25 protein-coding genes are annotated in these 26,151 nt (G+C 72.8%); 15 read left to right on the top strand and 10 right to left on the bottom strand.

What is annotated here, in order from left to right:
- The first annotated feature begins 91 nt into the window (after window positions 1-91).
- On the top strand, window positions 92-1,543 hold the full coding sequence (locus ACFYPA_RS04475) for an amidase (protein WP_389129425.1): 1,452 nt from the start codon (window positions 92-94) through the stop codon (window positions 1,541-1,543).
- Here ACFYPA_RS04475 and ACFYPA_RS04470 read toward each other — a convergent pair.
- Window positions 1,540-2,520: a carboxymuconolactone decarboxylase family protein gene (locus ACFYPA_RS04470; RefSeq protein WP_389129422.1), complete on the bottom strand. Its 981-nt coding sequence runs from the start codon at window positions 2,518-2,520 to the stop codon at window positions 1,540-1,542. The two genes, ACFYPA_RS04475 and ACFYPA_RS04470, sit on opposite strands and share 4 nt — an antisense overlap.
- Window positions 2,521-2,689: 169 nt before the next feature.
- Here ACFYPA_RS04470 and ACFYPA_RS04465 point away from each other — a divergent pair, with 169 nt between their 5' ends.
- A complete protein-coding gene (locus ACFYPA_RS04465) occupies window positions 2,690-3,838 on the top strand; it encodes a sensor histidine kinase (protein WP_389129419.1) in 1,149 nt (382 codons plus the stop codon).
- Entirely contained in the window at window positions 3,835-4,518 is a 684-nt protein-coding gene (locus tag ACFYPA_RS04460) for a response regulator transcription factor (RefSeq protein WP_359354856.1), read from the top strand. The genes ACFYPA_RS04465 and ACFYPA_RS04460 overlap by 4 nt, the downstream gene beginning before the upstream one ends.
- 15 nt (window positions 4,519-4,533) lie before the next feature.
- Here ACFYPA_RS04460 and ACFYPA_RS04455 read toward each other — a convergent pair whose 3' ends face one another.
- Complete coding sequence (locus ACFYPA_RS04455) at window positions 4,534-5,598, bottom strand: biotin/lipoate A/B protein ligase family protein (RefSeq protein ID WP_359084044.1); 1,065 nt, start codon at window positions 5,596-5,598, stop codon at window positions 4,534-4,536.
- Between the two features lie 167 nt (window positions 5,599-5,765).
- Window positions 5,766-6,731: an alpha/beta hydrolase gene (locus tag ACFYPA_RS04450; RefSeq protein WP_359084015.1), complete on the bottom strand. Its 966-nt coding sequence runs from the start codon at window positions 6,729-6,731 to the stop codon at window positions 5,766-5,768.
- A gap of 157 nt (window positions 6,732-6,888) precedes the next feature.
- On the opposite strand from ACFYPA_RS04450, the gene ACFYPA_RS04445 reads away from it, so the two are divergent.
- The 5 genes from ACFYPA_RS04445 to ACFYPA_RS04425 all read left to right on the top strand — a co-directional run bounded on the left by ACFYPA_RS04445 (window position 6,889) and on the right by ACFYPA_RS04425 (window position 13,336).
- The gene (locus tag ACFYPA_RS04445; protein ID WP_359084016.1) at window positions 6,889-7,347 is read left to right on the top strand and encodes a MarR family transcriptional regulator; all 459 of its coding nucleotides are present in this window, start codon (window positions 6,889-6,891) and stop codon (window positions 7,345-7,347) included.
- A 356-nt stretch (window positions 7,348-7,703) separates the two neighbouring features.
- Window positions 7,704-8,978, top strand: a complete 1,275-nt coding sequence (locus tag ACFYPA_RS04440) for a lectin (RefSeq protein WP_359084018.1) — start codon at window positions 7,704-7,706, stop codon at window positions 8,976-8,978.
- Window positions 8,979-9,004: 26 nt separating this feature from the next.
- On the top strand, window positions 9,005-10,375 hold the full coding sequence (locus ACFYPA_RS04435; RefSeq protein ID WP_359084020.1) for a ricin-type beta-trefoil lectin domain protein: 1,371 nt from the start codon (window positions 9,005-9,007) through the stop codon (window positions 10,373-10,375).
- Between the two features lie 194 nt (window positions 10,376-10,569).
- Window positions 10,570-12,435, top strand: a complete 1,866-nt coding sequence (locus tag ACFYPA_RS04430; protein ID WP_359317746.1) for a gamma-glutamyltransferase — start codon at window positions 10,570-10,572, stop codon at window positions 12,433-12,435.
- A gap of 73 nt (window positions 12,436-12,508) precedes the next feature.
- The gene (locus ACFYPA_RS04425; protein ID WP_359084024.1) at window positions 12,509-13,336 is read left to right on the top strand and encodes an inositol monophosphatase family protein; all 828 of its coding nucleotides are present in this window, start codon (window positions 12,509-12,511) and stop codon (window positions 13,334-13,336) included.
- A 9-nt stretch (window positions 13,337-13,345) separates the two neighbouring features.
- On the opposite strand, the gene ACFYPA_RS04420 is transcribed toward ACFYPA_RS04425, so the two are convergent.
- On the bottom strand, window positions 13,346-14,200 hold the full coding sequence (locus ACFYPA_RS04420) for an SDR family NAD(P)-dependent oxidoreductase (protein WP_359084026.1): 855 nt from the start codon (window positions 14,198-14,200) through the stop codon (window positions 13,346-13,348).
- A 90-nt stretch (window positions 14,201-14,290) separates the two neighbouring features.
- Here ACFYPA_RS04420 and ACFYPA_RS04415 point away from each other — a divergent pair, with 90 nt between their 5' ends.
- Window positions 14,291-14,722, top strand: coding sequence for a MarR family transcriptional regulator (locus ACFYPA_RS04415; RefSeq protein WP_359317748.1), 432 nt, complete (start codon window positions 14,291-14,293; stop codon window positions 14,720-14,722).
- Window positions 14,723-14,737: 15 nt separating this feature from the next.
- Here ACFYPA_RS04415 and ACFYPA_RS04410 read toward each other — a convergent pair whose 3' ends face one another.
- Complete coding sequence (locus ACFYPA_RS04410; protein WP_359317932.1) at window positions 14,738-15,523, bottom strand: nucleotidyltransferase domain-containing protein; 786 nt, start codon at window positions 15,521-15,523, stop codon at window positions 14,738-14,740.
- Between the two features lie 186 nt (window positions 15,524-15,709).
- Between ACFYPA_RS04410 and ACFYPA_RS04405 the strand changes: the two genes are divergently transcribed.
- Together ACFYPA_RS04405 and ACFYPA_RS04400 are read left to right on the top strand one after the other, a co-directional pair.
- A complete protein-coding gene (locus ACFYPA_RS04405) occupies window positions 15,710-17,143 on the top strand; it encodes an NAD(P)/FAD-dependent oxidoreductase (RefSeq protein WP_359317751.1) in 1,434 nt (477 codons plus the stop codon).
- A 56-nt stretch (window positions 17,144-17,199) separates the two neighbouring features.
- Entirely contained in the window at window positions 17,200-17,739 is a 540-nt protein-coding gene (locus ACFYPA_RS04400; protein WP_359317754.1) for an O-acetyl-ADP-ribose deacetylase, read from the top strand.
- Window positions 17,740-17,841: 102 nt separating this feature from the next.
- Here ACFYPA_RS04400 and ACFYPA_RS04395 read toward each other — a convergent pair whose 3' ends face one another.
- Window positions 17,842-18,693: a phytanoyl-CoA dioxygenase family protein gene (locus ACFYPA_RS04395; RefSeq protein WP_359317756.1), complete on the bottom strand. Its 852-nt coding sequence runs from the start codon at window positions 18,691-18,693 to the stop codon at window positions 17,842-17,844.
- Between the two features lie 107 nt (window positions 18,694-18,800).
- On the opposite strand from ACFYPA_RS04395, the gene ACFYPA_RS04390 reads away from it, so the two are divergent.
- The gene (locus ACFYPA_RS04390) at window positions 18,801-19,823 is read left to right on the top strand and encodes a LacI family DNA-binding transcriptional regulator (protein WP_359317758.1); all 1,023 of its coding nucleotides are present in this window, start codon (window positions 18,801-18,803) and stop codon (window positions 19,821-19,823) included.
- Here the strand turns inward: ACFYPA_RS04390 and ACFYPA_RS04385 are convergent.
- Complete coding sequence (locus tag ACFYPA_RS04385) at window positions 19,820-20,134, bottom strand: UBP-type zinc finger domain-containing protein (RefSeq protein WP_359084034.1); 315 nt, start codon at window positions 20,132-20,134, stop codon at window positions 19,820-19,822. The genes ACFYPA_RS04390 and ACFYPA_RS04385 overlap by 4 nt on opposite strands.
- 223 nt (window positions 20,135-20,357) lie before the next feature.
- Between ACFYPA_RS04385 and ACFYPA_RS04380 the strand changes: the two genes are divergently transcribed.
- Both ACFYPA_RS04380 and ACFYPA_RS04375 read left to right on the top strand, forming a co-directional pair.
- On the top strand, window positions 20,358-21,845 hold the full coding sequence (locus tag ACFYPA_RS04380; RefSeq protein WP_359317760.1) for an AlkA N-terminal domain-containing protein: 1,488 nt from the start codon (window positions 20,358-20,360) through the stop codon (window positions 21,843-21,845).
- A 95-nt stretch (window positions 21,846-21,940) separates the two neighbouring features.
- The gene (locus ACFYPA_RS04375) at window positions 21,941-22,447 is read left to right on the top strand and encodes a methylated-DNA--[protein]-cysteine S-methyltransferase (protein WP_359317935.1); all 507 of its coding nucleotides are present in this window, start codon (window positions 21,941-21,943) and stop codon (window positions 22,445-22,447) included.
- A 59-nt stretch (window positions 22,448-22,506) separates the two neighbouring features.
- Here the strand turns inward: ACFYPA_RS04375 and ACFYPA_RS04370 are convergent, their stop codons facing one another.
- Entirely contained in the window at window positions 22,507-23,091 is a 585-nt protein-coding gene (locus ACFYPA_RS04370) for a TMEM165/GDT1 family protein (protein ID WP_359084036.1), read from the bottom strand.
- A gap of 419 nt (window positions 23,092-23,510) precedes the next feature.
- The gene (locus ACFYPA_RS04365) at window positions 23,511-24,002 is read right to left on the bottom strand and encodes an NUDIX hydrolase (protein WP_359317763.1); all 492 of its coding nucleotides are present in this window, start codon (window positions 24,000-24,002) and stop codon (window positions 23,511-23,513) included.
- Window positions 24,003-24,129: 127 nt separating this feature from the next.
- Here ACFYPA_RS04365 and ACFYPA_RS04360 point away from each other — a divergent pair, with 127 nt between their 5' ends.
- Complete coding sequence (locus tag ACFYPA_RS04360; RefSeq protein WP_359084047.1) at window positions 24,130-25,245, top strand: glycerate kinase; 1,116 nt, start codon at window positions 24,130-24,132, stop codon at window positions 25,243-25,245.
- Window positions 25,246-25,290: 45 nt separating this feature from the next.
- Here the strand turns inward: ACFYPA_RS04360 and ACFYPA_RS04355 are convergent, their stop codons facing one another.
- Window positions 25,291-26,031 (bottom strand): helix-turn-helix domain-containing protein, encoded by a 741-nt coding sequence (locus tag ACFYPA_RS04355; RefSeq protein WP_359317766.1) that lies wholly within the window; start codon window positions 26,029-26,031, stop codon window positions 25,291-25,293.
- Window positions 26,032-26,151 lie beyond the last annotated feature (120 nt).

Below are 26,151 nucleotides of genomic sequence, written 5' to 3'. Positions count from 1 at the left end.
GTTGAGGGATCGGCCGCGACTCGTTACCCTCCAGTAAGTTCGTTCGGTCGGACAGGTGCGCGCACCTGACGGTACGAGGAGGCGGGCAGCCATGACCTCAGTGGAATCCACCGGAACGGACGTCGGGGCCCCGACCGGTCTGGCCGGCAGCGCACGGGCCCTCGCGGACGGCCGCACCACCGCCACCCGGCTGGTCACCGAGGCCCTCGCCCGGATCGAGGCGAGCCAGGGGACCCTCAACGCCTTCCGGCACCTGCGCGCGACCGCCGCACTCGCCGAGGCCGCCGAAGCCGACCGCCGGCTCGACGCGGGGGAGCGGCTGCCGCTGCTCGGGGTGCCCGTCGCCGTCAAGGACGACACCGATGTCGCCGGGCTGCCCACCCACTTCGGCTGCGCGGGGGAACTGCCCGTCGCGACCGCCGACAGCGAGTCCGTACGCAGACTGCGCGCGGCCGGGGCCGTCATCGTCGGCAAGACCAACTCGTGCGAACTGGGCCAGTGGCCGTTCACCGAAGGATCGGCGTTCGGCGTCACCCGCAACCCGTGGAACACCGACCACACCCCGGGCGGCTCCTCCGGCGGTTCCGCGGCCGCCGTCGCCGCCGGACTGGTGCCCGCCGCGCTCGGCTCCGACGGCGCCGGCTCCGTCCGCATCCCCGCCGCCTGGACCCACCTCGTCGGCATCAAACCCCAGCGCGGCCGGATCTCCGTGCACCCCCACAGCGACGCCTTCCAGGGGCTCACGGTCAACGGCCCCCTGGCCAGGACCGTCGCGGACGCCGCCCTGCTCCTGGACGCCGTCGCGGGAGCCCATCCCGACGACCCGCACCGCCCGCCGCCCGTCGATGCCTCGGCCGCCGTGCTCCGCGACCCGGGCCGGCTGCGCATCGCCCTCGCCTGGCGCCCCCCGCTCACCCTCACCGGTTCGGCCCCGCACCCCGACGTCCGCCGCGCGGTCACCGAACTCGCCGAGGCACTGGCCCGCCTCGGCCACCACGTGGAGGAGGCCCGGCCCCGCTACGGGCTGATCGGCCTCGGCTTCGTACCCCGGGCCACCGCCGGCATCGCCGAACTCGCCGCCAGGCACCCCGAACCGCTCCTCCTGGACCCTCGCACCCGCAGCGCCCTGCGCACCGGAACCCGCCTCGGGGGCAGGGTGGTGCGAGCGGCACGGGAGCGGGAGGTACGCCAACACCGGCGGATCGGCGCCCTGTTCCACCCCTCCCGCGGCCGCGCCGGGACGGGCTTCGACGTACTGCTCACCCCGACGACCGCCCTGCCGCCTCCCCGTATCGGCAGGTTCGACGGGCTGAGCGCCTGGCGCACCGATGTCGCGATCGCCGAGGCCTGCCCCTACGCCTGGCCGTGGAACGTCCTCGGCTGGCCCGGAATCAACGTCCCGGCAGGCTTCACCCCCGAGGGGCTCCCCGTCGGGGCCCAGCTGCTCGGCCCCTCCCGCAGCGAGGAACGGCTCATCTCGCTGGCCGCCCAACTGGAGGCCGACCGCCGCTGGTTCGAGCACCGCCCGCCGGCCGCGCCCTAAGGAGTGGGTGCGCTCAGACTGAGCGTGGCCTCGACGCGCGCGACGGCGCGGATCGCACCGAACGCGATCAGCTGGACCAGGCAGTGGTCGGTGAACGGCGGCGCCAGCCAGGCGGCGACGTCCTCGTCCGTGATCCGGTACGGGGCGCGCGCCGCGAGCAGCGCCAGCCGGGCACCCGGGCGCTCGTCCCGGCGCGGCAGATCCGCCCCGTGCGGGGGAAGGGGAGTGACTCCGTCCCAGGTCGCCACCGACTCCCGTACGAGCGCCGCGTCCTCGTCGCTCAGCAGCCCGGCACCCAGCTCCGCCGCGGTGCGCAGGGCGCCGAACGCGGTGCCGACGGCGGTGCCCGCCGCCCAGGCGGGCGCCTCGCCCTCCGTGTCGAGCAGGGGCAGGCTCAGGCCGGTCACCAACTCGCGGCGCACGGTCCGGGAAAGGGACCGGCCGGCCGCACTGCGCACGGCACGGATCCGCTGGAGACCGCCGGGCAGCATGGTCTCGGTCAGCAGCGAGGAGACGATCCGGTTGATGAAGTGGAAGGAGAGGGCGGTCCCGATGTGTTCGGGTGCGGCGCCGGGCGGGAACGGCTGCGGTGTGCTCATGTCCTTCCCCCAGGCCAGCAGCCGGCGATGGGACGGATCGTCGGGCTGCTCACCGCGGGCGATCGTCTCCGCCAGCCGGTGGTCGCCGGTGGCGTGCAGCAGCACGGTGTGCGCGTCCACGCAGAACGGACAGCGGTTGGCGAGCGACACCCCGGCCGCCACCACCTCCTTGTCCGTACGCGAGACCTGCCCGGCCAGCAGCGACTCGCGCAGCAGGGCCCAGGCAGCGGTGAGGAGCGGCGGGGAAGCGGACAGGACGACGAAGGTCGGGGCGCGCTCGATCCCGAAGTCCGTGGCCATCTGGGCGTACACGTCGGCGACCACGCCGGTCGCCGACTTCGGAGGTACGGGTGAGGTGTAGCGGAAAGGTTTGGTCATGGCGACGATGCTCGCCCGCGGACCGGAGCCGGGGCGTCGTACCGCCGGAGGCAATCGCGGCCGGTCCCGTCCGGCCGGAGACGGCCGGGCACTACTGCCCGGGGAGTAGTGCCCGGCCGGTCCTCAGGGCTGATGCCCCCGCCGCCGTACGGAAGTTAAAGTGCGGCACATGACGGGGGACACGGGGGACGCCGGCCGCCGCACCCGGTTGCTGGATGCGGTGCTCGCGGTGGCGATCGGTGCGGCGGTCAGCGTCGCCGCCCTCGCGGCGTCGGCGCCCGGCGTGCTCGACCTGGTGCTCGTCGCGATCGGCTCGCTGGCACTGGCCGAGCACCGACGCGCACCCCGCACGGTGCTCGCCCTCACCACACTCGCCATGGCGGGCTACGTGCTCCACGCGCATCCGGGCACCTGGGCGGCGTTTCCCGTGCTGGCCGCCGTGCACGCCGCCGCCCGCAGCGGACACCGCGTCTGGGGCGTCACCGCCGGTGCGCTCTTCCTCGCCGGCTACTTCACCGTCCTGCTCACCGCCTCACCCGCCGCCGAGAGCGTCGTGGAGCGGACCCTGCTGCTGCTCGGCTGGTTCCTCTGCGCCGGTGTCACCGGACTCATCGACAAGAACTGGCAGGCCTATCTGCGCCAGACCGAGCAACGTGCGCTCGACGCCGAACGCACCCGGGACGAAGCCGCGCTGCGCCGGGCGGGGGAGGAGCGGCTGCGGATCGCCCGCGAACTGCACGATTCGCTCACCCACTCCATCTCGATCGTCAAGCTCCAGGCGGGCGTCGCCGTCCACCTCGCCCGCAAGCGCGGCACCGAGGTGGAGCCCGCGCTGCTCGCCATCCAGGAGGCGAGCGGCGAGGCGATGCGTGAACTGCGCGCCACACTGGAGGTGTTGCGCACGGACGTGGTCGAGCCCGGCACCGGGCTCGACCGGATCGGTGAACTCGCCGAACGGGCCCGCAGCGCGGGCATCCCGCTCGCGGTCACCGTCAGCGGCGACGAGCGGCCGCTGCCCGCGGCAGTGGACCGTGCCGCCTACCGCATCGTGCAGGAGGCCCTCACCAACGTGGCCCGGCACGCCGACCGCGCCCCGACGACCGTCGAGCTCGCCTACGGGCCGAGCGCGCTGACCGTGCACGTCGACGACCACGGCCCGTGCGGCCCGGCCGACACCGTCACCGCGGGCACCGGACTCACCGGCATGCGGGAACGGGTCACGGCCCTGGGCGGCACCCTGGCCGCCGCACCGCGCCGGGCCGGCGGCTTCTCCGTACACGCCGAACTGCCCCTGCGCACCGCCGGGTCCGCCGGATGAGCGGGGACGTCGACACCCCGCTGCGGGTCCTCATCGTCGACGACCAGGCCCTGATGCGGGCCGGCTTCCGGGCGCTGCTCGATGCGGAGGAGGGCATCGAGGTGGTCGGCGAGGCCGCGGACGGCAGGGAAGGACTGGAACTGGCCCGGCTGCACACCCCCGACATCGCCCTCGTCGACGTACAGATGCCGGTGATGACGGGCATCGAGACCACTAGGGCGATCGCCGCCGACCCGCTGCTGTGCGGGGTCCACGTGGTGATCCTGACCAACTACGGCCTGGACGAGTACGTTTTCGACGCGCTGCGCGCCGGCGCTGCGGGCTTCCTGCTCAAGGACACCGAACCCGCCGAACTGCTCCACGCCGTACGCGTCGCGGCCCGCGGCGACGCCCTGCTCTCACCCGCCATCACCCGCCGGCTGATCGGCGAGTTCGTCGCCCGGCCCCCCGACCGCACGAGCGCGCCGGGCTTCGAGACCCTGACCCGCCGGGAGCGGGAGGTCAGCGCGCTGGCGGCCCGGGGGCTGACGAACGAGGAGATCGCCGCGCACATGGTCATCAGCCCGTTCACCGCCAAGACGCACATCAGCCGCGCCATGACGAAGCTCGGGGCCCGTGACCGCGCCCAACTCGTCGTCTTCGCCTATGAGTCGGGGCTCGTCGCCCCGCGGGAGCGGTGATCTCGCGCAGCGCCGCTACGGCACCCGGGCGGTCCATTCCTCCGTGCCGAACTTGGTGCGCACGAGCTCCTCGGCCCTGGCCAGCTCCTCGGGGGTCACATGGCCCTGCGACAGCCCGTGCCGGTTGCGGAACGACGCGATCATCCGCTCGATGACGGCCTGACGGGGGAGCCCGGTCTGCCGGCGCAGGGGGTCGACGCGCTTCTTGGCGCTCTTGGTGCCCTTGTCCGACATCTTCTCCTTGCCGATGCGCAGGACGTCGAGCATCTTGTCGGCATCGATGTCGTACGACATCGTCACGTGGTGCAGCACCGCGCCCGGCCCTCCGTCCGGCCCCACCACGCGCTTCTGGGCCGCCCCCGCGATCTTCCCGACCTCCGTCGCGATGTCGTTGAGCGGCTGGTACCAGGCCTTGATCCCCATGTCGCCCAGCGCCTCGAGCACCCAGTCGTCCAGGTACGCGTAGCTGTCGGCGAAGGAGAGGCCGGAGACGAGGGAGTGGGGCACCGCGAGCGAGTACGTGATGGTGCTGCTCGGCTCCGCGAACATGGCCCCGCCCCCGGAGACGCGCCGGACGACCGTGACGCCGTGGCGGTCGACGCCCGCCGGGTCGACCTCGTTGCGCAGGGACTGGAAGCTGCCGATGATCACCGCGGGGGAGTCCCATTCCCAGACCCGCAGCGTCGGCGGGCGCCGTCCGGCGGCGACCTCGGCCGTGATGACCTCGTCGAGGGCCATGTGGAGCGCGGGGGACTGCGGGGCGTCGTGGATGAGCTGCCAGTCGTAGTCGCTCCACTCCGTGGCGTGCGCCAGCGCCCGGCGTACGGCGACGGCCACGCCCTCCGACGTGAGCCCCAGCATCACCGTCGACCCGGGCAGGGCCGCGTCGATCCGGGCGGCCAGGCCCGCGGTGTCGGTGGTGGCCGGAGCACCCTCCAGCGCCGCGTCGATCGCGAGGATCGCCTCGTCCGGCTCCAGGAAGAAGTCACCCGCCACCCGTACGTCCCGCAGCGCCCCGCCCCGGACGTCCAGGTCCACCACGACCAGTTTGCCGCCGGGCACCTTGTACTCACCGTGCACAGCCATGCCTCCAGTTCTCCGCCGGGCCCTATGCCTCGGGTTCGGCACCGACCACATCGGCTCCGACCGGGCATAACGCCCCAGCCGGGAGGTTTTAATCCGCAGCCGGCCCTCGACGGGTCCGGTCTCCTCCCGCGAGGAGAGGGGGAGAGACCGGACGGGTGACGTCAGACGGTGCCGAGCGCGGTGCGCAGGGTGGTGATCGCCTGACCGATCGCTGCCTCGGCGGCGTGCGTCTCGCGCAGTGCGTTGAGCATCACGAAGTCGTGGATGATGCCCTGGTAGCGGACCGCGGTGACGGGGACGCCGGCCTCGCGGAGCTTGTTCGCGTACGCCTCGCCCTCGTCGCGCAGGACGTCGGCCTCGCCCGTGATGACCAGGGCCGGCGGCAGGCCGGTGAGCTGCTCGGTGGTGGCCCGCAGCGGGGAGGCGGTGATCTCGGCCCGCTCCTTCTCGTCGGTCGTGTACTGGTCCCAGAACCACTGCATGCCGTCCCGGCGCAGGAAGTAGCCCTCGGCGAACTGGTGGTAGGACGGTGTGTCGAACGCGGCGTCGGTGACCGGGTAGAAGAGGACCTGCTGGACGAGGGGCACGTCGCCGCGCTCCTTGGCCATCAGGGTCAGCGCGGCACTCATGTTGCCGCCCACCGAGTCACCGGCCACGGCGATGCGGGTGGCGTCCAGGTCCTTGGCGGCGCCGTCGGTGACGACCCATCGGGCGACGGTGTAGTTCTGCTCGATGGCGACCGGGTAACGCGCCTCGGGCGAGAGCGCGTACTCGGGGAACACCACGGCCGCCCGGGCGCCGACGGCCAGTTCGCGGACCAGCCGGTCATGGGTGTGCGCGTTGCCGAAGACCCAGCCCGCCCCGTGGATGTAGATGATGACCGGCAGGGGCCCGTCGGCGTCGGCCGGACGGACGATGCGGGTCCGGACCGATCCGGTGGGGCCGCCGGGGACGGTCACCCACTCCTCGGAGACGTCCGGCTTGCTGATCGCGCCGGACTGGACCTCGTCGACGGCCTTGCGGCCCTCGGCGGGGACGAGGTCGAACAGGTACGGGGGGTTCGCGGTGGCTTCGGTGAACGCGGCGGCTGCCGGTTCCAGCACCGGGCGCACGGGGGACTGGGACATGGTGGTTCCTCCGGTATCTCGGTTCCCGGCCTGCTGGGCGGGTACGCAAATACAGTAGGACTCGATTAAGTCGCGCGCAACTTAATCGAGCGGTGCGGCGTAGCGGAGTGCTTGTTACGATGGCGCCCGCTGATCGCTCGACGTGAGGATCGAGGCCATGGACGAGGCCGTGCAGGAACCCATGGAGCAGGGCTCGCTCCTGCTCGACGACCAGCTGTGCTTCGCCCTGTACGCGGCCTCGCGGGCGGTCACCGCGCGCTACAGGCCGTTGCTGGGGGTGCTGGGACTCACCTATCCGCAGTACTTGGTCATGCTGGTGCTCTGGGAGAGGGGCTCCGTCCCCGTGCGCGAGGTGGGTGCCGCCCTCCAGCTGGAATCCAGCACGCTCTCCCCCTTGCTCAAGCGCCTCGAAGCGAACGGCCTGATCCGCCGCGAACGCCGCACCGACGACGAACGCTCGGTCGCCCTGCATCTGACCCCGGCCGGAGTGGAACTCCAGGACAAGGCCCGCGGTGTCCCGGTGTCCATCGGTGACGCCATGGGTCTGACCCCCGAGCAGCACACGACCGCCCGGCAGTTGCTCCGTCTGCTCACTGCGAACGTCACGCGCGAGTGACGTCCTCGTCGCTTCGACTCCTGGCCGGTCCGTGCGGCCGGCGCGGGGCTCGGGTGATCGGGGTGGCGGTGTTTGCGAGGCGGCGCCCGCGCACTGCGCAGGCGCATCTCGGCCGCTCCGGTCAGTGGTATGTACCAAGGTCTTGACACCTGCTTAGTTCACTTCTTAAATCACAGGGTGAACCAAGCGTGAATCAAGCGGCCCCACCGTCCCACCCGTAGGGGCCGCTTCACGTCACCCCCCGCCCCGGTCGGCGCGGCTCCCGTACATGCCCGCGCCCTGTTCATGTCATGTATATGACTGTCATATACATGACATGCCCCCTTCCTCCCCCTCACGCACCGGAAGGGAGAGTCATGGACTCCCCACGCCGTACGCGGCGCCTGCTGCACTCCGTACTCTCGGTTCTCACCCTCGCCCTGGTCACGACCACCCTGGCGGGCGGGGGTGGCCCCGCGTCCGCCGCCCCCATGGCGGACACCACTGCCGCCGCCGCGGCCACGACGTTCGCCGACGAGTTCGACGGCGCCGCCGGCTCGGCGGTCAACGGCAGCAAGTGGCAGATCGAGACGGGCGACAACGTCAACAACCACGAGCGCCAGTACTACACGGCGGGCAACAGCAACGCCGCGCTGGACGGCCAGGGCCATCTGGTCATCACCGCGCGCAAGGAGAACCCGAACAACTACCAGTGCTGGTACGGCACATGCCAGTACACCTCGGCCCGGCTCAACACCTCCGGGAAGTTCACCCAGACGTACGGGCACGTCGAGGCCCGGATGAAGATCCCGCGCGGGCAGGGCATGTGGCCGGCCTTCTGGATGCTCGGTGACGACATCGGGCAGGTCGGCTGGCCCAACTCCGGTGAGATCGACATCATGGAGAACGTCGGCTTCGAGCCCTCCACGGTCCACGGCACCCTGCACGGCCCCGGCTACTCCGGCTCCGCCGGTATCGGCGCCGGATACACCCTTCCGAACGGGCAGGCCTTCGCCGACGCCTTCCACACCTTCGCCATCGACTGGGCGCCCAACTCGGTGACCTGGTCCGTCGACGGCAACGTCTACCAGCACCGCACGCCGGCCGACACCGGCGGCAACACCTGGGCCTTCAACAAGCCCTTCTTCCTGATCCTCAACCTCGCGGTCGGCGGCTACTGGCCGGGCGACCCCGACGGCAACACCACCTTCCCCCAGCAGCTCGTCGTCGACCACGTGCGGGTCACCACCAGTGACACCCAGCCGGAGACGGGGGGCCGGATCTCCGGTCTGGCCGGCAAGTGCGTGGACGTCGCCGCCGCGGCCACCGCCAACGGCACCCCGGTGCAGCTCTACGACTGCAACGGCACCAACGCCCAGCGGTGGAGCGTGAACGCGGACGGCACGATCCGTGCGCTCGGCAAGTGCCTGGACGTGGCCTCCGGCGGAACCGCGGACGGCACTGTCGTGCAGCTGTGGGACTGCAACGGCTCGGCTGCCCAGCGCTGGGCCGTGAGCGGGGCGCGCGACATCGTCAATCCACAGGCCAACAAGTGTCTGGACGTCGCCGGCAACAATCCGGCGAACGGAACCCGGCTCCAGATCTGGACCTGCACGGGCGCGGCCAACCAGAAGTGGACGGTGAACAGTTGATGCGGGTGCGCCCGGCTGTCGCACGCATGCCCGCGCTCCGGAGCCTGCTCGGTGCCGGTGCGGCCGCGGCACTGCTGGCGGGCCTGACCGGTTCCCCCGCCCTGGGGGCCGCCGCTGCCACCGGACCGATCACGGGGCTCGCCGGCAAGTGCGTGGACGTCGCCGCCGCGGGCACCGCCAACGGCACCCCGGTGCAGCTCTACGACTGCAACGGCACCAACGCCCAGCAGTGGGACGTCGGTTCGGACGGGAGCATCAAGGCGCTGGGCAAGTGCCTGGACGTGACGTCGGCGGGGACGGCTGACGGCACCACGGTCCAGCTGTGGGAGTGCAACGGCTCCGCCGCTCAGCGCTGGACCGTCACTGCGGCGCACGACATCGTCAATCCGCAGGCGGACAAGTGCCTGGACGTCACGGGCAACAGTGCGGCCAACGGCGCCCGGCTCCAGATCTGGACCTGCACGGGCGCGGCCAACCAGAAGTGGACCGCGCCCACCGGCGGTGGGGGAGACCCGACGCCGCCCGCCGGTGCCATGGCCGTCGCCCCTTACCTCTACAACGGCTGGGGCAGCCCGCCCAGCCCGACCACCGTCATGAACGCCACCGGCGTCAAGTGGTTCACCCTCGCCTTCGTCCTCAGCAACGGCTACTGCAACCCGCAGTGGGACGGCGGCCGGCCGCTGACCGGAGGGGTGGACCAGCAGACGGTGAACACCGTCCGGGCCGCGGGCGGTGACGTGATCCCGTCGTTCGGCGGCTGGAGCGGCAACAAGCTCGAGAGCTCGTGCTCCAGCGCCGGTGAGCTGGCCGCCGCGTACCAGAAGGTCATCAACGCCTACGGCCTCAAGGCGATCGACATCGACATCGAGGCCGCGGCGTACGACAGTGCCACCGTCCAGCAGCGCACGGTCGACGCGCTGCGGACGGTCAAGGGCAACAATCCGGGGCTCAAGGTCTACGTCACCTTCGGCACCGGTCAGAACGGCCCCGACGACAGCCTCGTCCGCAAGGCCGCCGCCTCCGGACTGACCGTCGACAGCTGGACGATCATGCCGTTCAACTTCGGCGGGGCGGGTCAGAACATGGGCGCCCTCACCGTCAGTGCGGCCGAAGGGCTGAAGAGCACGGTCAAGAGCGCCTACGGCTACTCGGACGACCAGGCCTACCGGCACACCGGCATCTCGTCGATGAACGGCATCACGGACAACGGGGAGACCGTCACGGTCGCGGACTTCCGCACCATCCTCGGGTACGCGCAGCAGCGGCACCTCGCACGGCTGACCTTCTGGTCGGTCAACCGTGACCGTCCGTGCACGGGGGGCGGCGCCGACACCTGCTCGGGCGTCTCCCAGCAGCCCTGGGACTACACGAAGGTGTTCGCCCAGTACGCCGGCTGACCGGCCGCGTCTGCTGTCCTGCGAGGGTCTCTCGGTGCTTCCGCGCCGAGGGGCCCTCCTCGTCGTGCTTCCCCGTTCACATGGTTCCCGTGCCCGTACGGGCGGACGGCCCCGCTCCCGAGGGCCCGCCCGCCCGAACGTACGATCCGCAACGGACCGCAGAGCCTCGCATGCCGCAGCAAGGAGCCGCCCCCGTGTTCACCACCCGGCCCACCCTCCAGGGCACCTTCGGCATGGTGTCCTCCACCCACTGGCTCGCCTCGCAGTCCGCGATGGCGGTTCTGGAGAACGGTGGCAACGCCTACGACGCCGCCGTCGCCGCCGGATTCGTCCTGCACGTCGTCGAGCCGCACCTCAACGGCCCGGCCGGCGAGGTGCCGATCATCCTGGCGCCCCGTGACGGGGACGTCCGGGTCCTGTGCGGCCAGGGCCGCGCCCCCGCCGGTGCCACGGTCACCCACTACCGCTCCCTCGGCCTCGACCTGGTCCCCGGCACCGGACCGCTCGCCTCCGCCGTACCGGGCGCCTTCGACGCCTGGATGCTGCTGCTGCGCGACCACGGAACCAGGAGCCTCGCCGAGGTGCTGCGGTACGCCATCGGCTACGCCGAGGACGGGCACGCACCCGTGGAGCGCGTCGGCCGGACCGTCGAGACCGTCCGCGAGCTCTTCGAGACCGAATGGCCGTCCTCCGCCGACGTCTACCTTCCGGGTGGCAAGCCCCCGGCCCCCGGTGAGCTGTTCCGCAACCCCGCCCTCGCCGCGACCTGGCGCCGCCTGATCGCCGAAGCCGAGGAGACCGGCGGCGACGACCGCACCGCCCAGATCGAGGCCGCCCGCGCGATCTGGCGCGAGGGCTTCATCGCCGAGGCCCTCGTCCGCCAGGCGGCCGTCCCGACCCTGGACACCAGCGGCAGCCGCCACACCGGCACCCTCACCGCCGCCGACCTGGCCGGCTGGTCCGCGTCGTACGAGGCCCCCGCCACCTACGACTGGAACGGCTGGACGCTCGCCAAGGCCGGCGGCTGGAGCCAGGGCCCCGCCTTCCTCCAGCAGCTCGCCCTGCTCCCCGCCGAGCTGCCCCGCTACGGCTCCGCCGAGTACGTCCACCTGCTCATCGAGGGCTGCAAGCTCGCCATGGCCGACCGGGAGGCCTGGTACGGCGACGCCGCCGAGGTCCCGCTCGGCACGCTGCTCTCCGAGCCGTACAACGCCGCCCGCCGCGCCCTGGTCACCGACGTGGCCTCGCACGAGCTCCGCCCCGGGAGTCCCGACGGCCGCGTCCCCGTGCTCAGCGGGCACGCGTGCGCCGTCGCCGCCGGTGAGTCCATGTCCGACGCCTTGGGCGTACCCGCGGCCGGTGCCGGCGAGCCGACGGTCGCGAAGGAAGGCGCGGGGGAGCCGACCGTCACCGCGGACCGCACCGGGGAGCCGGCGGTGGCCGGGGACGGCGCGACCCGCGGCGACACCTGCCACGTCGACGTCGTCGACCGCTGGGGCAACATGGTCTCCGCGACCCCCAGTGGCGGCTGGCTCCAGTCGAACCCGGTCGTCCCCGAGCTCGGCTTCCCGCTCGGCACCCGCCTCCAGATGGCCTGGCTGGACGAGGGCCTGCCGAACTCCCTCACCCCCGGCCGGCGCCCCCGCACCACCCTCACCCCGTCCCTCGCCCTGCGCGACGGCGTCCCGGTGATGGCGTTCGGCACCCCGGGCGGCGACCAGCAGGACCAGTGGCAGCTGCACTTCTTCCTCGCCGTCGCCCTGCGCGCCGAGGTCCGCGGCGGACTCGACCTCCAGGGCGCCATCGACGCCCCGAACTGGCACAACGACAGCTTCCCCGGCTCCTTCTACCCGCGCGGGATGCGCCCGGGCAGCGTCACCGTGGAGGAGGGCATGGATCCCGGCGTCGTCGCGGAACTGCGCCGGCGCGGTCACGACGTCACGGTCGGCGACCCGTGGTCCGAGGGCCGGATGTGCGCGGTCGCCCGGGACCCGGAGACCGGGGTGTTGTCCGCGGCGGCGAACCCGCGGGGCATGCAGGGGTACGCCGTCGGGCGCTGAGGGTCATCGGGCGGCCACTTCCCCGACATGACCGGGTCGTCGGCGTCCCGGCCGCCCGTGCTTAGCTGGGGGCATGATCGATGACTTCCTTGCCGGGGACCTGACCGAGGTCGAGGCGGCGGTCCGCGCAGCGGCCGCCGCCGAGATCATGCCGCGCTTCCGGCAGCTCGCCGCACACGAGATCGTCGAGAAGAACGGTCCGCACGACCTCGTGACCACCGCGGACCGGCTCGCCGAGGAGCACCTGACCACGTCCCTGAGCGGACTCCTGCCCGGCTCCGTGGTCGTCGGCGAGGAGGCGGTCCACGCCGACCCGGCCGTGTACGAGGCGCTGGGCGGCGACGCGCCCGTGTGGATCGTCGACCCGGTCGACGGCACCCGCCAGTTCGTCCGCGGTGAACCGGGGTTCTGCACCCTGGTCGCCCTCGCCCACCGCGGCGAGTTGCTGGCCTCCTGGACGTACGCGGCCGCCCTGGACGAGATGGCCGTCGCCGTTAGCGGCCGCGGGGCCACGCTCAACGGCACCGCGATACGCTCCGGTTCGCCCGCGCCCGACGCCGTACTGCACGTGGCGATGTCCCACCCCGACTACACCACCGACGCGCAGAAGCGGGCGCTGCTCGGCCTGCGCACCGAAGGCATCGACGCCCGTCCCTGCGGCTCGGCCGGCCTCGAATACCTCGCCGTCGCCCGCGGTGAGCTGGACGCCCTGGCTTTCAACTGGGAATACGCGTGGGACCACGCGGCGGGTCTCCTCCTCGTCACCGAGGCCGGCGGCGCCCAGGCCACCCTGTCCGGCGCGCCGTTCCGGATCACCGGCGGCAACGACCTTCCCTTCACGGCGGCCCGGGACCACGCGACGGCCGAGCGCATCCTGGCCGCGCTGCGCACCGGGGCCTGATCGGGGGACTCAGGCCAGCAGGGTGCGGGTCAGCGCGGCGAGGCGCTCGCGCGCCTGCGGGTCGTACGCCTGCTCATGGGCGGACGCCTCCGTGAAGCGGTCGAAGTACCGGCCGGTGACCTCCGTGAGCGCCGGGTCGGTGATCAGCCGTACCGCCGGACGGACACCCTCCTCGACGGGGACCGCCGGAGTCAGCCCGTACGCCCGCACCCCCTCGGTGTCCATCAGATGGGCCGGGTGCAGGGCGTTGAACGTGACCCCGCCGCCCGGCGTCCCGGCGGCGGCCAGGTCGAACGTCGACATGATCATCGCGAGCTTGCTCCGGCAGTAGGCCTCGAGGCCCTCATAGCCGCGTTCCATCATGACGTCGTCGAAGTCGATGGGCGACTGCCCCATCGACGCCACCTGGACCACCCGCGCCGGGGCCGAAGCGGTGAGCAGCGGAAGCAGTTCCCTGGTCAGCAGACAGGGTGTCAGGTAGTTGACGGCGAACCGCAGTTCGTGGCCCTGTGCGCTCACCTCGCGGCGCAGCGGCTCGGCGCCGCCGCCGGCCACCGCGTTGTTGACCAGCACGTCGAGCCGGGGCTCGGCCGCCCGGACGGCCGCGGCCAGGGCACGGACCTGGTCCAGGTCGGCGAGATCGGCGAGATAGGTGCGGACCTCCGCTCGCCCGGCCGAGAGCGCCCGGGCCTCGGCGGCGGCCCGGTCGAGCCGCTCCTTGTCGCGGCCGTGCAGCAGCAGGGTCGCGCCGCGGCCGGCCAGGTCGCGGGCGAGGTGGAGGCCGAGGCCCTGGGTGGCGCCGGTGATGAGGACGGTTCCGGTATAGGCGGCAGGAGCATGACTCTGAGCGGGATGCATGTTCATGGGTTGAGTTATATCAAGACCTTGATTCAACTTCCATACCTGTCTCATGCCCGATCCTTGTCGTGTGCTCGTGGCTGTACGCTCGCGAGCATGGGAATGACCGCCGGCGACCGCCTCGGCATGGACATCAAACGTGCCGAGCAGGCCCTCATGGCAGCCAAGAGCGCCGCACTGAAGGGCGCCGATCTGACCGTCGCGCAGTACGCGGCACTGTTCGCCCTCGCGGAGAACCCGGGCATGTCGGGTGCGGCACTGGCCCGGGCCTGCCTGGTGACACCGCAGGCGATGGCCGCCGTGCTCAAACACCTGGAGGAGCGCGGGCTGATCGTCAGATCCCTCCACCCCTGGCACCAGAAGATGCTGGAGACGCGCCTGACCGAGACCGGAGTCGAGACGCTGCGGCTCGCCGACGGGCAGGCGGTACGCATCGAACGCCGCATCGCCGACGAGTTCACCCCACAGGAACGCGACACCCTGCGCGAGCTGCTCGCCCGCTGCGTCACCGCCATCCAGCGCGACTGAGTTCCGCGAGCCCGTTCAGTGACGTGACCGGTCCAGGACCTCGCGCACGTCCCGCACGACCGCCGCTGCCGCCTCCACCGATACGACGGCCGGCCCGGTCAGCGCCTCACCCACCCGCGCCGCGAAGTCCGCAGGGGTCCTCGGCAGGGCCGCGGCGGCGGCCAGCGCGCCCTTCTCGTTGAGGCACCAGGTGCGGTGGTGGGCGTGCAGTGACTGGACGAGGATGCCGAACGCCCGCGACAGGCAGAGGGACACATGGAGCCGGTCACCGGCCGGCGCCGACTTGCGGGCCGCCCCGACCGAGAACTCCGCCTCCCAGACGGCATCGGTGAGCGCCTTGCGCAGCGGCTCCGGATACGCGGACGTCGCCTGCTGGAGAGCCGTCAACTCGCCGTGCGGATCGGCGAGTACGCGCCCGAGGGCGACCTCGCCGGGATAGGCGGGAGACCAGAAGCCGAGCGGGTGCCCGGGCTGGACCCACACCTCGAAGCGGCACCGACGGCAATCGGACCAGACCGCCTCGACCTGGTCGAGATCACGCAGGATCCAGTCGACCTGAACGCCGTCCACCCGTAGCCACGCCCCGCCGTTCACCCACGGGCCCCAGCCACCCGGACCGGCCACCTCGACCGGGGAGCCCTGGAACGCGGACGCCAGCGCGGTCAGTGCGGCGAGGTCCGGCGCGCCCCGGTAGTAGAGGCCCAGATCCCAGTCGGAGTCCGGCCGGTGGGTACCCCGGGCCCGGCTGCCGCCGAGCACGACGGCGCGGATGCCCGGCACGGCGGTCAGGCGCTCCGCCATCTCGTCGATCGTCCGGCGCGGTCCGGATCCGTCCGTTCCGGGGGAGGTGGCGGGGGACGGTTCCGGGTGCGGCCGCCGCGAGGGGTTCGGAGTGTTCATCGGGCGAGGACGATACCCGCGCCCGCGCCGCCGGCGCCTGCGAATATCCTGGGCGCTCAGACCATCGGCTGACAAAGGAGTCCGAAGGTGCCGTCGATGCTCGATGCCGTCGTCGTGGGGGCAGGCCCCAACGGACTGACCGCCGCAGCCGAACTGGCCCGCCGTGGCTTCGCCGTGGAGGTCTTCGAAGCCGGGGAGACCGTCGGCGGCGGAGCCCGTACCGAAGAACTGACGCTGCCGGGCTTCCGGCACGACCCCTGCTCGGCGGTGCACCCGCTGGGCATCGGCTCACCCGCCTTCGGCGCGATGCCGCTGGCCCGGCACGGCCTGGAGTGGCTGCAGCCGCGGCTCGCCCTGGCCCACCCCTTCCCGGACGGCACGGCAGCCGTGCTGGCCACCTCGGTCGGGGAGACGGCCATGGCACTGGGACCGCAGGACGCGGGGGCGTACCGCAGGCTCCTCGCACCGTTCGTCGGCCATTGGGACACCCTCGCCCAGGACTTCCTGCGCACCCCCTGGGACGGGCTTCCCCGCGATCCGTACCGCTGGGCGCGCTTCGGGCTCGACGCCCTCCAGCCCGCCGCACTCCTGTCCCGCCGCTTCCGCGGCGAGAAGGCCCGCGGCCTGTTCGCCGGACTCGCCGCCCACGCCATCGCCCCCACCACCGGCCTCGCCACCGGCGGCATCGCCCTGCTCTTCGCGCTCGCCGCGCACGAGAAGGGCTGGCCGGTGCCGCGCGGCGGCTCCCAGGCCATCTCCGACGCCCTCGCCTCGTACCTGCGCGAACAGGGCGGTGCCATTCGCACGGGTACGGAGGTCAAGCGGCTGGACGAACTGCCGCCGGCCCGCGCCTACGTCTTCGACACCTCCCCGACCGCGCTGGCCCGGATCGCCGGACTGGGCAACGCCTACCGTGGCTACCGCTACGGCGCCTCCACCTTCAAGATCGACTACGCGTTGTCGGGCCCCGTCCCCTGGACCGCGGAGGAGGCCCGCAGGGCCGGTACGGTCCACATCGGTCCCACGGCCGGCGAGATCGACACCGCGCTGCGCGCCGCCGTCACCGGCCGCGACCCGGGCGTGCCCTTCCTGATCACCGCACAGCCCAGCCTCACCGACCCGTCCCGCGCCCCCGAGGGCAAACACGTCTTCTGGGTGTACGGGCATGTCCCGGCGGGCTGGGAGGGTGACGCCACCGACGTCATCGAACGCCAACTGGAGCGCTTCGCCCCCGGGTTCCGCGACCTCGTGCTCGCCCGCGCGGTGACCGGACCGCCCCAACTCGCCGTGCGCAACGCGAACTACGTCGACGGGGACATCGCCTGCGGTGCGTTCTCCGGGCTGCAGACCGTGATCCGTCCAAGGCTCGCCCGGGTGCCGTACGCGACCGCGCACCCGTCGGTCTACATCTGCTCCTCGGCGACCCCGCCCGGCCCCGGGGTGCACGGCATGTCAGGACACCACGCGGCGAAGGCGGTATGGCGGCGGCTACGGGAAACTGGGCCCTCCGGCCGCCGTTGACGTCCGTCGCGCGCGGTCGGCCGCCACGGGCGCACGTGTCACGGCATGATGGCCGCATGCGCACATCTTCCGCCGTCACCGTCACCCTCGTACGGGGCGACATCACCCAGCAGTCCGTCGACGCCGTCGTGAACGCCGCGAACTCCTCGCTGCTCGGCGGTGGCGGGGTGGACGGCGCGATCCACCGCCGGGGCGGGCCGGAAATCCTGGCCGCCTGCCGGGAGTTGCGCGCCTCGCAGTATGGCAAGGGGCTACGCACGGGTCAGGCCGTCGCCACCACGGCCGGAAAGCTCGACGCCCGCTGGGTCGTGCACACGGTCGGCCCGGTCTGGAGCAGTGCCGAGGACCGCTCGGCGCTGCTGGAGTCCTGTTACCGCGAAGCCCTGCGTGTCGCGGCGGAGTTGGGGGCGCGCACCGTCGCCTTCCCGGCGATCTCCACCGGTATCTACGGCTGGCCGATGGACGACGGTGCCCGCATCGCCGTCCGTACCGTACTGGCGGAGGCCGCCGCGCCCGTCGTGGAGGTGCGGTTCGTGCTCTTCGACGCGCACGCGTACGTGGAGTTCGAGGAGGCGCTGGCGGCGGCGCGGCCCTGAGCGCGGGCGCGCGAGCCCGTCGGCAGGTCAGCGGGCACAGCCGCCGGGAGGCCGGTGTGCCCCGAGGATCCGCCGGCCCCCGTCCCTGCCCGGGCGGCCGGTTCAGGCGTCGCCCATGACAAGGCCCTCGATGGTGTGCTTCTGCGTCACCGGCTCCAGCACCTCGACGACCGCACAGTCGAGATGACGCCGGACGCGCTCCGGAAGAGCTTCCCAGTACGCGCGGGTCACGGCGGTGTCGTGCCGGTCGCCGTTGGCGGCCTGCGGGCCGTCCACTCCGAGGACGAGCACCGGACGGGACTTCGAGGAGTTGTTCCGGGTGCCGCGGTGGATGGTGAGCGCGCTGCGGGCGGAGATGTCACCACGCTGCGGGTACTTGCGCACGGCCCGCTCCTCGTAGCGCGCGTAGTGCGAGCGGGGCGGAAACATGCCGTGGCCGAACTCCGGGCTGTCGTCCCACTGGGTGCCCGGCGCGATCTCGAAGGGGCCCATGTCCTCCTCCGTGTCCACGGCGGTCACGTTGAACGCCAGGGAGGTCAGCCGTCGCTCGGCGCGGGTCTCCTCCGGCATGGGGAAGTCCCGGTGCCACGGCTGGTTGACCGCTCCTTCCAGCGGCACGTCGAAGCCCAGCTCGACGATGCGGTAGTCGGGGCCGAGCGCGGCGGTACAGACCGACCGCACCCAGGGGTGGTCGACGAGGTCCACGAAGTCCCGCAGCTGCTCGGGGTGTATCTCCACGTAGTAGCGGTGCGGGCCACGGCCGACCGCACCCCCGGGGCGCGCGAACGCTTCCTGGAAGGCCGCCTCGATGTCCTCGCGCAGCCGGTCGGCCCACTCGGGGGCGAAGGCGCCCCTACGGGCGGTGATGCCGTCCGAGTAGAGGGCCGTGACGTCGGACGACACGTCGACGTCGAGGTCGGTCAGCGTGACTCCGGGATACGGGTGCGGGTTCATGCGTCCTCCTTGGAGTGGTCACCCGCCATATTGCATCGTTGATTTCAACGTTGCAATAACTCGGGCGGAGATTCATCCGCGGGGACAGGGCGTGCCACGATGGGCGCATGAGCAGCAGCCTGAAGGACGTGGCGGCCCGCGCCGGGGTCTCGGCGCGCACCGTCTCGAACGTCGTGAACGGATCCGCGCACGTCGCGGCCCAGACGCGTCAGCGGGTGCAGGAGGCGATCGACGAGCTGGGGTACCGGCCCAACCTCGCGGCTCGCAGCCTGCGGGCCGGGCGTACCGGAATCATCGGTCTGGCCATCCCGGAGTTCCACTCGCCCTACTTCGGGGAGCTCGCCGGGCTGCTGGTCGACGAAGCGCGTCGCCGCTCGTGGACAGTGATCATCGAGCAGACGCGGGGGGACGCGGAGGCCGAACGACGGCTGCTGACCGGTGACAGCGGCCGGGTGATGGACGGGTTGATCATCAGCCCGTGGGCACTGACAGCGGACGAGCTGACCGCCACCGCGGACACCCTGCCCATCGTGCTGCTCGGCGAACGCAGCTCCCAGGGCAAGGCGGATCACGTGGCGGTGGACAGCGTGGCCGCGGCGGACGAGGCGACCACGCACCTCCTGGGGCTGGGGCGCCGCCACGTCGCGGCGATCGGGCTCCAGCCGCATCTGAGCAACGGCACCGCACACCAGCGCGCCGAGGGCTATCGCCGGGCGCTGCGCCGGGCCGGCATCCCGCCCCGGCAGGAATGGGAGCGGAGCGTGACCTCATTGCACCGGGAGGACGGGGCCCGGGCCATGGCCGAACTCCTCGACGGCGGCACCGTGCCCGACGCCGTGTTCGCGTTCAGCGACGAGCTGGCTCTGGGTGCCATGCACGTGGCGCACCTGAGAGGCGTGCGCATGCCGGAGCAACTGGCCGTCGTGGGCTTCGACGACGTGGAGGACGGCCGTTTCAGCCACCCGGCCCTGACCACCGTCTCACCCGACAAGCAGCAGATCGCCGAGCGCGCCCTCCAGTGCCTGGCAGACCGCATCTACAGCCCCCACAACCGTGTGCCGGCCGCCACTTTGACCATCCCGCATCAGCTGGTCGTGCGCGCGAGCACCGTCCCCGGCCTCACACCCTAGGACGCGCCGGGCGGCCGGGCGGGCCCGACGCCGTCGACGTCGAAGGTCACCTGGTCCTCGTAACACCACCACCACGTCTCGCCCGGCTCGTAGGAGCGGATCAAGGGGTGGCCCGTGGCCTCACGGTGCGCGGTGGCGTGCTTGTTGCGGGAGGAGTCGCAGCACCCGACGTGCCCGCAGCTCTGGCACTCGCGCAGATGGACCCACGGGTCGCCCTGCGCCACGCACTGCGGACAGGAGTCCGGGCTGTCCGGCGTGACGCGCCGGACCTGGTCGAGGTGGGAACAGATCGGCGCGGCCGTGTCCGTCATGACGGGGTCTCCCTCATGTTCCGCGCTGTGCCGGACCGGGCGGCGGGCCGCACGGGCCGACGGGCCTCCGGCCCCTCCGGCAGCGCGCTCGTTCAAGCCTCTCACCGCGGCATCGACTGTCAACTCGGAGCGGGCCCGCGGCGGGTCGGAGAGGTCCTGGCAGCCGGAGGCTGATGTCGGATTCTCGCCAGCCCCGCCCCCGGCCGTGGCCCATGCTTGAACCATGCACACCGACACCGAGCGCTGCGTGCGGGCCGTCCAGTCCAAGGACGCCCGGTTCGACGGCTGGTTCTTCACGGCGGTCCTGACCACCCGGATCTACTGCCGCCCCAGCTGCCCCGTCGTGCCGCCCAAGGTCCAGAACATGACCTTCTACCCGAGCGCCGCCGCCTGCCAGCAGGCCGGGTTCCGGGCCTGCAAGCGGTGCCGCCCCGACACCACCCCCGGATCGCCCGAGTGGAACGCGCGCGCCGACTCCGTGGCCCGCGCGATGCGCCTCATCCGGGACGGGGTCGTCGACCGGGAGGGCGTTCCCGGGCTCGCCACGCGGCTCGGCTACTCGGCCCGGCAGATCGAGCGGCAACTGCTCGCCGAGCTGGGCGCCGGGCCCCTCGCCCTGGCCCGGGCCCAGCGGGCGCAGACCGCGCGGGTGCTCATCGAGACGACCGGGCTGCCCATGGCCGAAGTGGCGTTCGCGGCCGGGTTCGCCTCGATCCGCACCTTCAACGACACCGTCCGTGAGGTCTTCGCCCTCGCGCCGGGGGAGCTGCGCAGCCGCGCGGCCACCTCTACGCGGCCACCGGCCACGCCCGGCGTGATAGCGCTGCGCCTCCCGTACCGCGCCCCGCTCAACCCCGGCAACCTCTTCGGGCACCTCGCCGCGACAGCCGTCCCCGGTGTCGAGGAGTGGCGGGACGGGGCCTACCGCCGCACGCTCGACCTGCCCCACGGGCACGGCATCGTCGCCCTCACCCCGCACCCCGACCACATCGCCTGCCGGCTCTCGCTCACCGACCCGCGCGACCTCACACTGGCCATCAGCCGGTGCCGCTGGCTGCTGGACCTGGACGCCGACCCGGTCGCCGTCGACGAGCAACTGCGCTCCGATCCGCTGCTGGCCCCGCTGGTCGACCAGGGGCCCGGCCGACGGGTGCCGAGGACCGTCGACGGTGCGGAGTTCGCCGTCCGGGCCGTGCTCGGCCAGCAGGTGTCCACCGCGGCCGCCCGGACCCACGCGGCCCGGCTGGTCACCGCCCACGGCACACCCGTCGAGGACCCCGAGGGCGGCCTCACCCATCTCTTCCCGGCGCCTCACGCGCTGGCCGGGCTCGACCCCGAACAGCTCGCCCTGCCCCGCAGCCGGCGCCGCACCCTCACCACGCTCGTCGACGCCCTGGCGGACGGCTCGCTGCGGCTGGGCACCGACACGGACTGGGAGCAGGCGCGGGCCGAACTGGGCGCCCTGCCCGGATTCGGCCCCTGGACCGTCGAGGTCATCGCCATGCGGGCGCTGGGCGACCCGGACGCCTTCCTGCCGACGGACCTGGGCATCTGCCGGGCCGCCCAGCAGCTGGGCCTGCCCTCGACACCGGCCGCGCTCACCGCGAGCGCGGCGGGCTGGCGGCCCTGGCGGGCCTACGCGGTGCAGTATCTGTGGACCGTCGACGACCACCCCATCAACCACCTTCCCGTACAAGGAAGTTCCTCGTGACCACCACGCACATCACCACCACGCACATCACCACCACGCACATCACCACCACGCACATCGCTGCCGCGGCGCCGCGGGCCGGGCAGCCCCGGACCATCCGACAGACCCGGCAGCACACCGTGATCGACAGCCCCTACGGCCCGCTGACCCTCGTCGCCACCGACCGGCTCCTCGCCGGCCTCTACATGACCGACCAGCGGCAGCGCCCGCCCGAGGAGACCTTCGGCGAGCCGGATCCCGCCCCCTTCGACGCGGTCGTCGAGCAACTGGACGCCTACTTCGCCGGTGAACTGCGGGAGTTCGCCCTCCCGTTGCACCTCGCCGGCACCCCCTTCCAGCGCTCCGTCTGGGCCGAGCTCCAGCGGATTCCGTACGGCGAGACCCGTACTTACGGAGAACTGGCCGAGAACCTCGGCAAGCCGGGCGCCTCGCGCGCGGTGGGGCTGGCCAACGGCAAGAACCCGGTCGGCATCATCGTGCCCTGCCATCGGGTGATCGGCGCCTCGGGAAGCCTCACCGGATACGGCGGCGGCCTCGACCGCAAGCAGCGCCTGCTGGCCTTCGAGAACGGTACGGGGGACAGCTCGCCGGTGCTCTTCTAGGGACCGTACGGCGAAGGGCTCCGCGCAGACACGCGGAGCCCTTCGCCGTACCGGCCCGGTCAGCCGGTGAAGATCTCGACGACCGTCCAGATAGCCAGCCCCAGCATGCACACCCCGCCGATGCGCTGCACGGTCTTGAGCGGTACCCGCTTGGCGATGAAGCGTCCGGCGAGCAGCGCCAGCGCCGATACCGACATCAGGGCGGCAGCGGACCCGATGGCGGTGGACCAGGCGCCGTTGCTCGCGGCCAGGTTGGCCGTGGTGATCTGGGTGAGGTCACCCCACTCGCTGATGAAGACCGCCATGAAGGCGGTGGAGTACACCGGCCAGAAGCCGGTGACCGTCTTCGGGCCGCCCTCCTCGTCGTCGTCGCCGGCGTCGGCCCGCAGCAGCATGAACGCGCCGAAGGCGAAGAGGGAGGCCGAGACGAGCTTGACGATCCAGTCGGGCAGCAGACCGAGCAGACCACCCGCCCCGACCGCGATGGCGACATGCACGATGAACGCGGACGACGTACCGAACCACACGTAGAGCGGCCGCATGCGCGTGCCCATGGCCAGCGACGCGAACATCGTCTTGTCGGGGAGTTCCGCGAGGAAGATCAGCCCGAAAGCGGTGAGGATCGCCAGGGGGTCGAGATGCATTCCGGGTGGCTTTCTGTTGGAGCCGGGCCCCGGATCTTCCGCGAAGCGCCGGTCGGGCTCTTCGGAGGACCACTCGGCCCGGCATGACGGCACCGCCCACGGGGTGTGGGTGTGTCATACCTGACCGAAGGTCTCGCCCGCCCGCGATGATCCACGAGCCCGGCCACCGGGAACCCGGAGGTTCCAGTGTGTCGACGACCGGTTTGCAGGGCTACTCCCCTTCGCAGCCGTCAACGATACCGCACGCGTCGGGGAGCCGGACCCGGCGGAGAACGTGGCGACGACCTGCTCCGGGCCCGCCCCCGCACGGGGGACCGCTGCTGACGTCACGGCCATGGCGAGGTACATGAAAGACCGTGCGCGAGAACGGGATCAGGCCGCAGGACCAGCAGGGACGACCGGCGGGCCGCCCGGGCGCGTCAGCCGACGGGGTGGCCGTCCTCCAGCTCCACGGTGCCCGCGCCGGACTCCAGCGCGTCCAGCGCGGCACGCACACGCCCACCCCGCGCCCCGGACAGGTAATGGTCGATCTCCGCGGGCTCGACGAGCTTCCACGACAGGAGTTCCTCCTCCTGGAGCCGGACCGACTTCAACTGCTCCTCGTCCAGCACCCCGCCGTCGTACACATAGGCCACGATGGGCGGCCGCGCGGTGCCGCGCGTCCAGTCCACCGCCAGCAGCCGGCCGGGCTCCCGGTCGATGCCGATCTCCTCGGCCGACTCGCGTCGCGCCCCCTGCCGCGGGGACTCGCCGTCCGCCGACTCGATCGTGCCGCCGGGCAGCGTCCAGCCCTCGCGGTAGTTCGGTTCGACGAGCAGCACCCGCCCCCGTTCGTCACGGAAGACGCAGGCCGCACCGGCCAGGACCTTCGGTAGACCTTCGATGTACGCGGCGTAGTCATGGGTGGTCACGAAGGCAGCGTAGTGGCCGGGTCCAGGGCCCGGACACCCATGGGCAGGGAGGGGGTGCTGCGGATAGGGTCGGGGCGGCGCGACTGCCTGTTCGAAAGCAAAGGGAATCAAGGTGACGGACGGAGCAGTGAAGACCGCACGCGTGCTCGTCGCGGCGGACAAGTTCAAGGGCTCGCTCACGGCCGTACAGGTCGCGGAGCGGGTGACGGCCGGGCTCCGGCACGTCGTCCCCGAGGTGCGGGTCGAGACCCTGCCCGTGGCGGACGGCGGCGACGGCACGGTGGCGGCCGCGGTGGCCGCCGGATTCGAGCGCCGCGAGACGCGGGTGACCGGGCCGCTGGGCGACCCCGTGACCGCCGCGTACGCGGTGCGCGAGCGCACAGCCGTGGTCGAGATGGCCGAGGCCTCGGGCCTCCAGCACCTGCCCGCGGGCGTGTTCGCCCCGCTCACGGCCACCACGTACGGCTCCGGTGAGCTGTTGCTCGCCGCCCTCGAAGCGGGCGCGCGGACCATCGTCTTCGGCGTCGGCGGCAGCGCGACCACGGACGGCGGGGCCGGCATGCTGGCGGCGCTCGGCGCCCGGTTCCTGGACGCGGACGGCAAGCCTGTCGGCCCCGGAGGCGGTGGCCTCGCCGATCTGGCCACGGCCGACCTGTCCGGCCTCGACCCGCGGCTCGGCGAGGTCGACCTGATCCTCGCGAGCGACGTCGACAATCCGCTGACCGGGCCCAAGGGCGCGCCGGAGGTGTACGGCCGCCAGAAGGGCGCGACCGAGGACGACATCGCGGTGCTCGACGCGGCGCTCGTCCACTACGCCTCCGTGCTGGGGCCGGAGGAGGCACAGCTGCCGGGAGCCGGTGCGGCGGGCGGTATCGGGTACGGGGCGCTCGTCGCGCTCGGTGCGCGGTTCCGGTCCGGGATCGAGGTGATGCTCGACGTCCTCGGCTTCGCTCCCGCGCTGGCCCGGGCGACGCTGGTCGTCACCGGCGAGGGCTCACTCGACGAGCAGACCCTGCACGGCAAGGCCCCGGCGGGTGTCGCCGCGGCAGCCCGTGCCGCCGGAATCGAGGTCGTCGCGGTCTGCGGACGCCTGGCACTGGCACCGGAGGCGTTGCGGCGGGCGGGCATCCGCCGCGCGTACGCGCTCACGGAGCTGGAGCCCGACCCGGCGGTCTGCATGGCCGAGGCGGGGCCGCTGCTGGAGCGGGTGGCGGAGTCCATCGCCCGGGACTTCCTGCGCTGAGGTGACGCGCGGGGTCCGGGGGCACTGCCCCGGGCCCCGCTCTCCTCAATCCCCATCGCCGGAGGGGGTCGGAAAGCCGGGCACCAGCCGTACGGCGTCGAGCGCCAGCATCAGCTCCACCATCTCGCGCGGCCGCGACAACGACCGTGACGTCAGCGCCTCCAGCCGCCGCAGCCGGTTCAGCACCGTGTTCCGGTGACAGCACAGCCGTACCGCCGTCCGCCCCGCCGACCCGTCGCACTCCAACCACGCGTCCAGGGTCGACACCAGCAGCGCCCGGTCCGCCGGGTCGCGGGCCAGGAGCGCGCCGAAGACGTCCGTGGCCAGGTGGGCCGAGAGGGCCGGCTGCCCCGCCACCAGCGCCGCGGGGACCCGGCCGTCCAGGCAGACGACCCGCTCGCCGCCCATGCCGCACGTCAGCAGCGCCGCATCGGCCAGCCGGCGGGCCGTACCCAGCGCCGACAGGCCGTCCACCACCGGGCTGACCCCGCCGGGACCGGGCCGCCCGTCCGACAACAGGGCGGCGACGGCCGCCGGATCCGCCTCGCCCAGCGCCACCACCGCGATCTCCCGCTCCGGCCGCGACCGCCACAGCAGCCGCATCCCGTGCGCGTCGCCCGGACGGTCCCGGGCGCCCTCGCGCACCGGGACCACCGCCACCGCGTACCGGCCACGCTCGGGCAGCCCCAGCACCGCACCGGCGAGCGCCGCGAGGTCGTGCCCGGTCTCGTCGTCCAGCAGCGCGTCGAGCAGCGCCCACCCCCGCTCGTCCCCGCGCTGCCGCATGCCCGCTCCGTTCTCCGCACACCCTGGGGGCCGCCCCGACTCGCCGGACCGCCGTCGTGAGGATGGCACCGGTCCGGGCCCCGGGCGACAGCCGGCACCCCGCCTCTGTGCGCGTGCACA

The sequence above is a fragment of the Streptomyces sp. NPDC005775 genome, assembly GCF_042871565.1.
Classification (GTDB): Bacteria; Actinomycetota; Actinomycetes; order Streptomycetales; family Streptomycetaceae; genus Streptomyces.
Note: the sequence above shows the minus strand (reverse complement) of the source record. Positions and strands in the feature narration are given on the sequence as shown.

What these genes read in the sequence shown, in the direction of transcription:
- ACFYPA_RS04475 (WP_389129425.1), top strand. Translation starts at nt 92, where the DNA reads ATGACCTCAGTGGAATCCACCGGAACGGACGTCGGGGCCCCGACCGGT.
- ACFYPA_RS04470 (WP_389129422.1), bottom strand. Translation starts at nt 2,520, where the DNA reads ATGACCAAACCTTTCCGCTACACCTCACCCGTACCTCCGAAGTCGGCG.
- ACFYPA_RS04465 (WP_389129419.1), top strand. Translation starts at nt 2,690, where the DNA reads ATGACGGGGGACACGGGGGACGCCGGCCGCCGCACCCGGTTGCTGGAT.
- ACFYPA_RS04460 (WP_359354856.1), top strand. Translation starts at nt 3,835, where the DNA reads ATGAGCGGGGACGTCGACACCCCGCTGCGGGTCCTCATCGTCGACGAC.
- ACFYPA_RS04450 (WP_359084015.1), bottom strand. Translation starts at nt 6,731, where the DNA reads ATGTCCCAGTCCCCCGTGCGCCCGGTGCTGGAACCGGCAGCCGCCGCG.
- ACFYPA_RS04445 (WP_359084016.1), top strand. Translation starts at nt 6,889, where the DNA reads ATGGACGAGGCCGTGCAGGAACCCATGGAGCAGGGCTCGCTCCTGCTC.
- ACFYPA_RS04440 (WP_359084018.1), top strand. Translation starts at nt 7,704, where the DNA reads ATGGACTCCCCACGCCGTACGCGGCGCCTGCTGCACTCCGTACTCTCG.
- ACFYPA_RS04435 (WP_359084020.1), top strand. Translation starts at nt 9,005, where the DNA reads ATGCCCGCGCTCCGGAGCCTGCTCGGTGCCGGTGCGGCCGCGGCACTG.
- ACFYPA_RS04425 (WP_359084024.1), top strand. Translation starts at nt 12,509, where the DNA reads ATGATCGATGACTTCCTTGCCGGGGACCTGACCGAGGTCGAGGCGGCG.
- ACFYPA_RS04420 (WP_359084026.1), bottom strand. Translation starts at nt 14,200, where the DNA reads ATGAACATGCATCCCGCTCAGAGTCATGCTCCTGCCGCCTATACCGGA.
- ACFYPA_RS04415 (WP_359317748.1), top strand. Translation starts at nt 14,291, where the DNA reads ATGGGAATGACCGCCGGCGACCGCCTCGGCATGGACATCAAACGTGCC.
- ACFYPA_RS04410 (WP_359317932.1), bottom strand. Translation starts at nt 15,523, where the DNA reads ATGGCGGAGCGCCTGACCGCCGTGCCGGGCATCCGCGCCGTCGTGCTC.
- ACFYPA_RS04400 (WP_359317754.1), top strand. Translation starts at nt 17,200, where the DNA reads ATGCGCACATCTTCCGCCGTCACCGTCACCCTCGTACGGGGCGACATC.
- ACFYPA_RS04395 (WP_359317756.1), bottom strand. Translation starts at nt 18,693, where the DNA reads ATGAACCCGCACCCGTATCCCGGAGTCACGCTGACCGACCTCGACGTC.
- ACFYPA_RS04390 (WP_359317758.1), top strand. Translation starts at nt 18,801, where the DNA reads ATGAGCAGCAGCCTGAAGGACGTGGCGGCCCGCGCCGGGGTCTCGGCG.
- ACFYPA_RS04385 (WP_359084034.1), bottom strand. Translation starts at nt 20,134, where the DNA reads ATGACGGACACGGCCGCGCCGATCTGTTCCCACCTCGACCAGGTCCGG.
- ACFYPA_RS04380 (WP_359317760.1), top strand. Translation starts at nt 20,358, where the DNA reads ATGCACACCGACACCGAGCGCTGCGTGCGGGCCGTCCAGTCCAAGGAC.
- ACFYPA_RS04370 (WP_359084036.1), bottom strand. Translation starts at nt 23,091, where the DNA reads ATGCATCTCGACCCCCTGGCGATCCTCACCGCTTTCGGGCTGATCTTC.
- ACFYPA_RS04355 (WP_359317766.1), bottom strand. Translation starts at nt 26,031, where the DNA reads ATGCGGCAGCGCGGGGACGAGCGGGGGTGGGCGCTGCTCGACGCGCTG.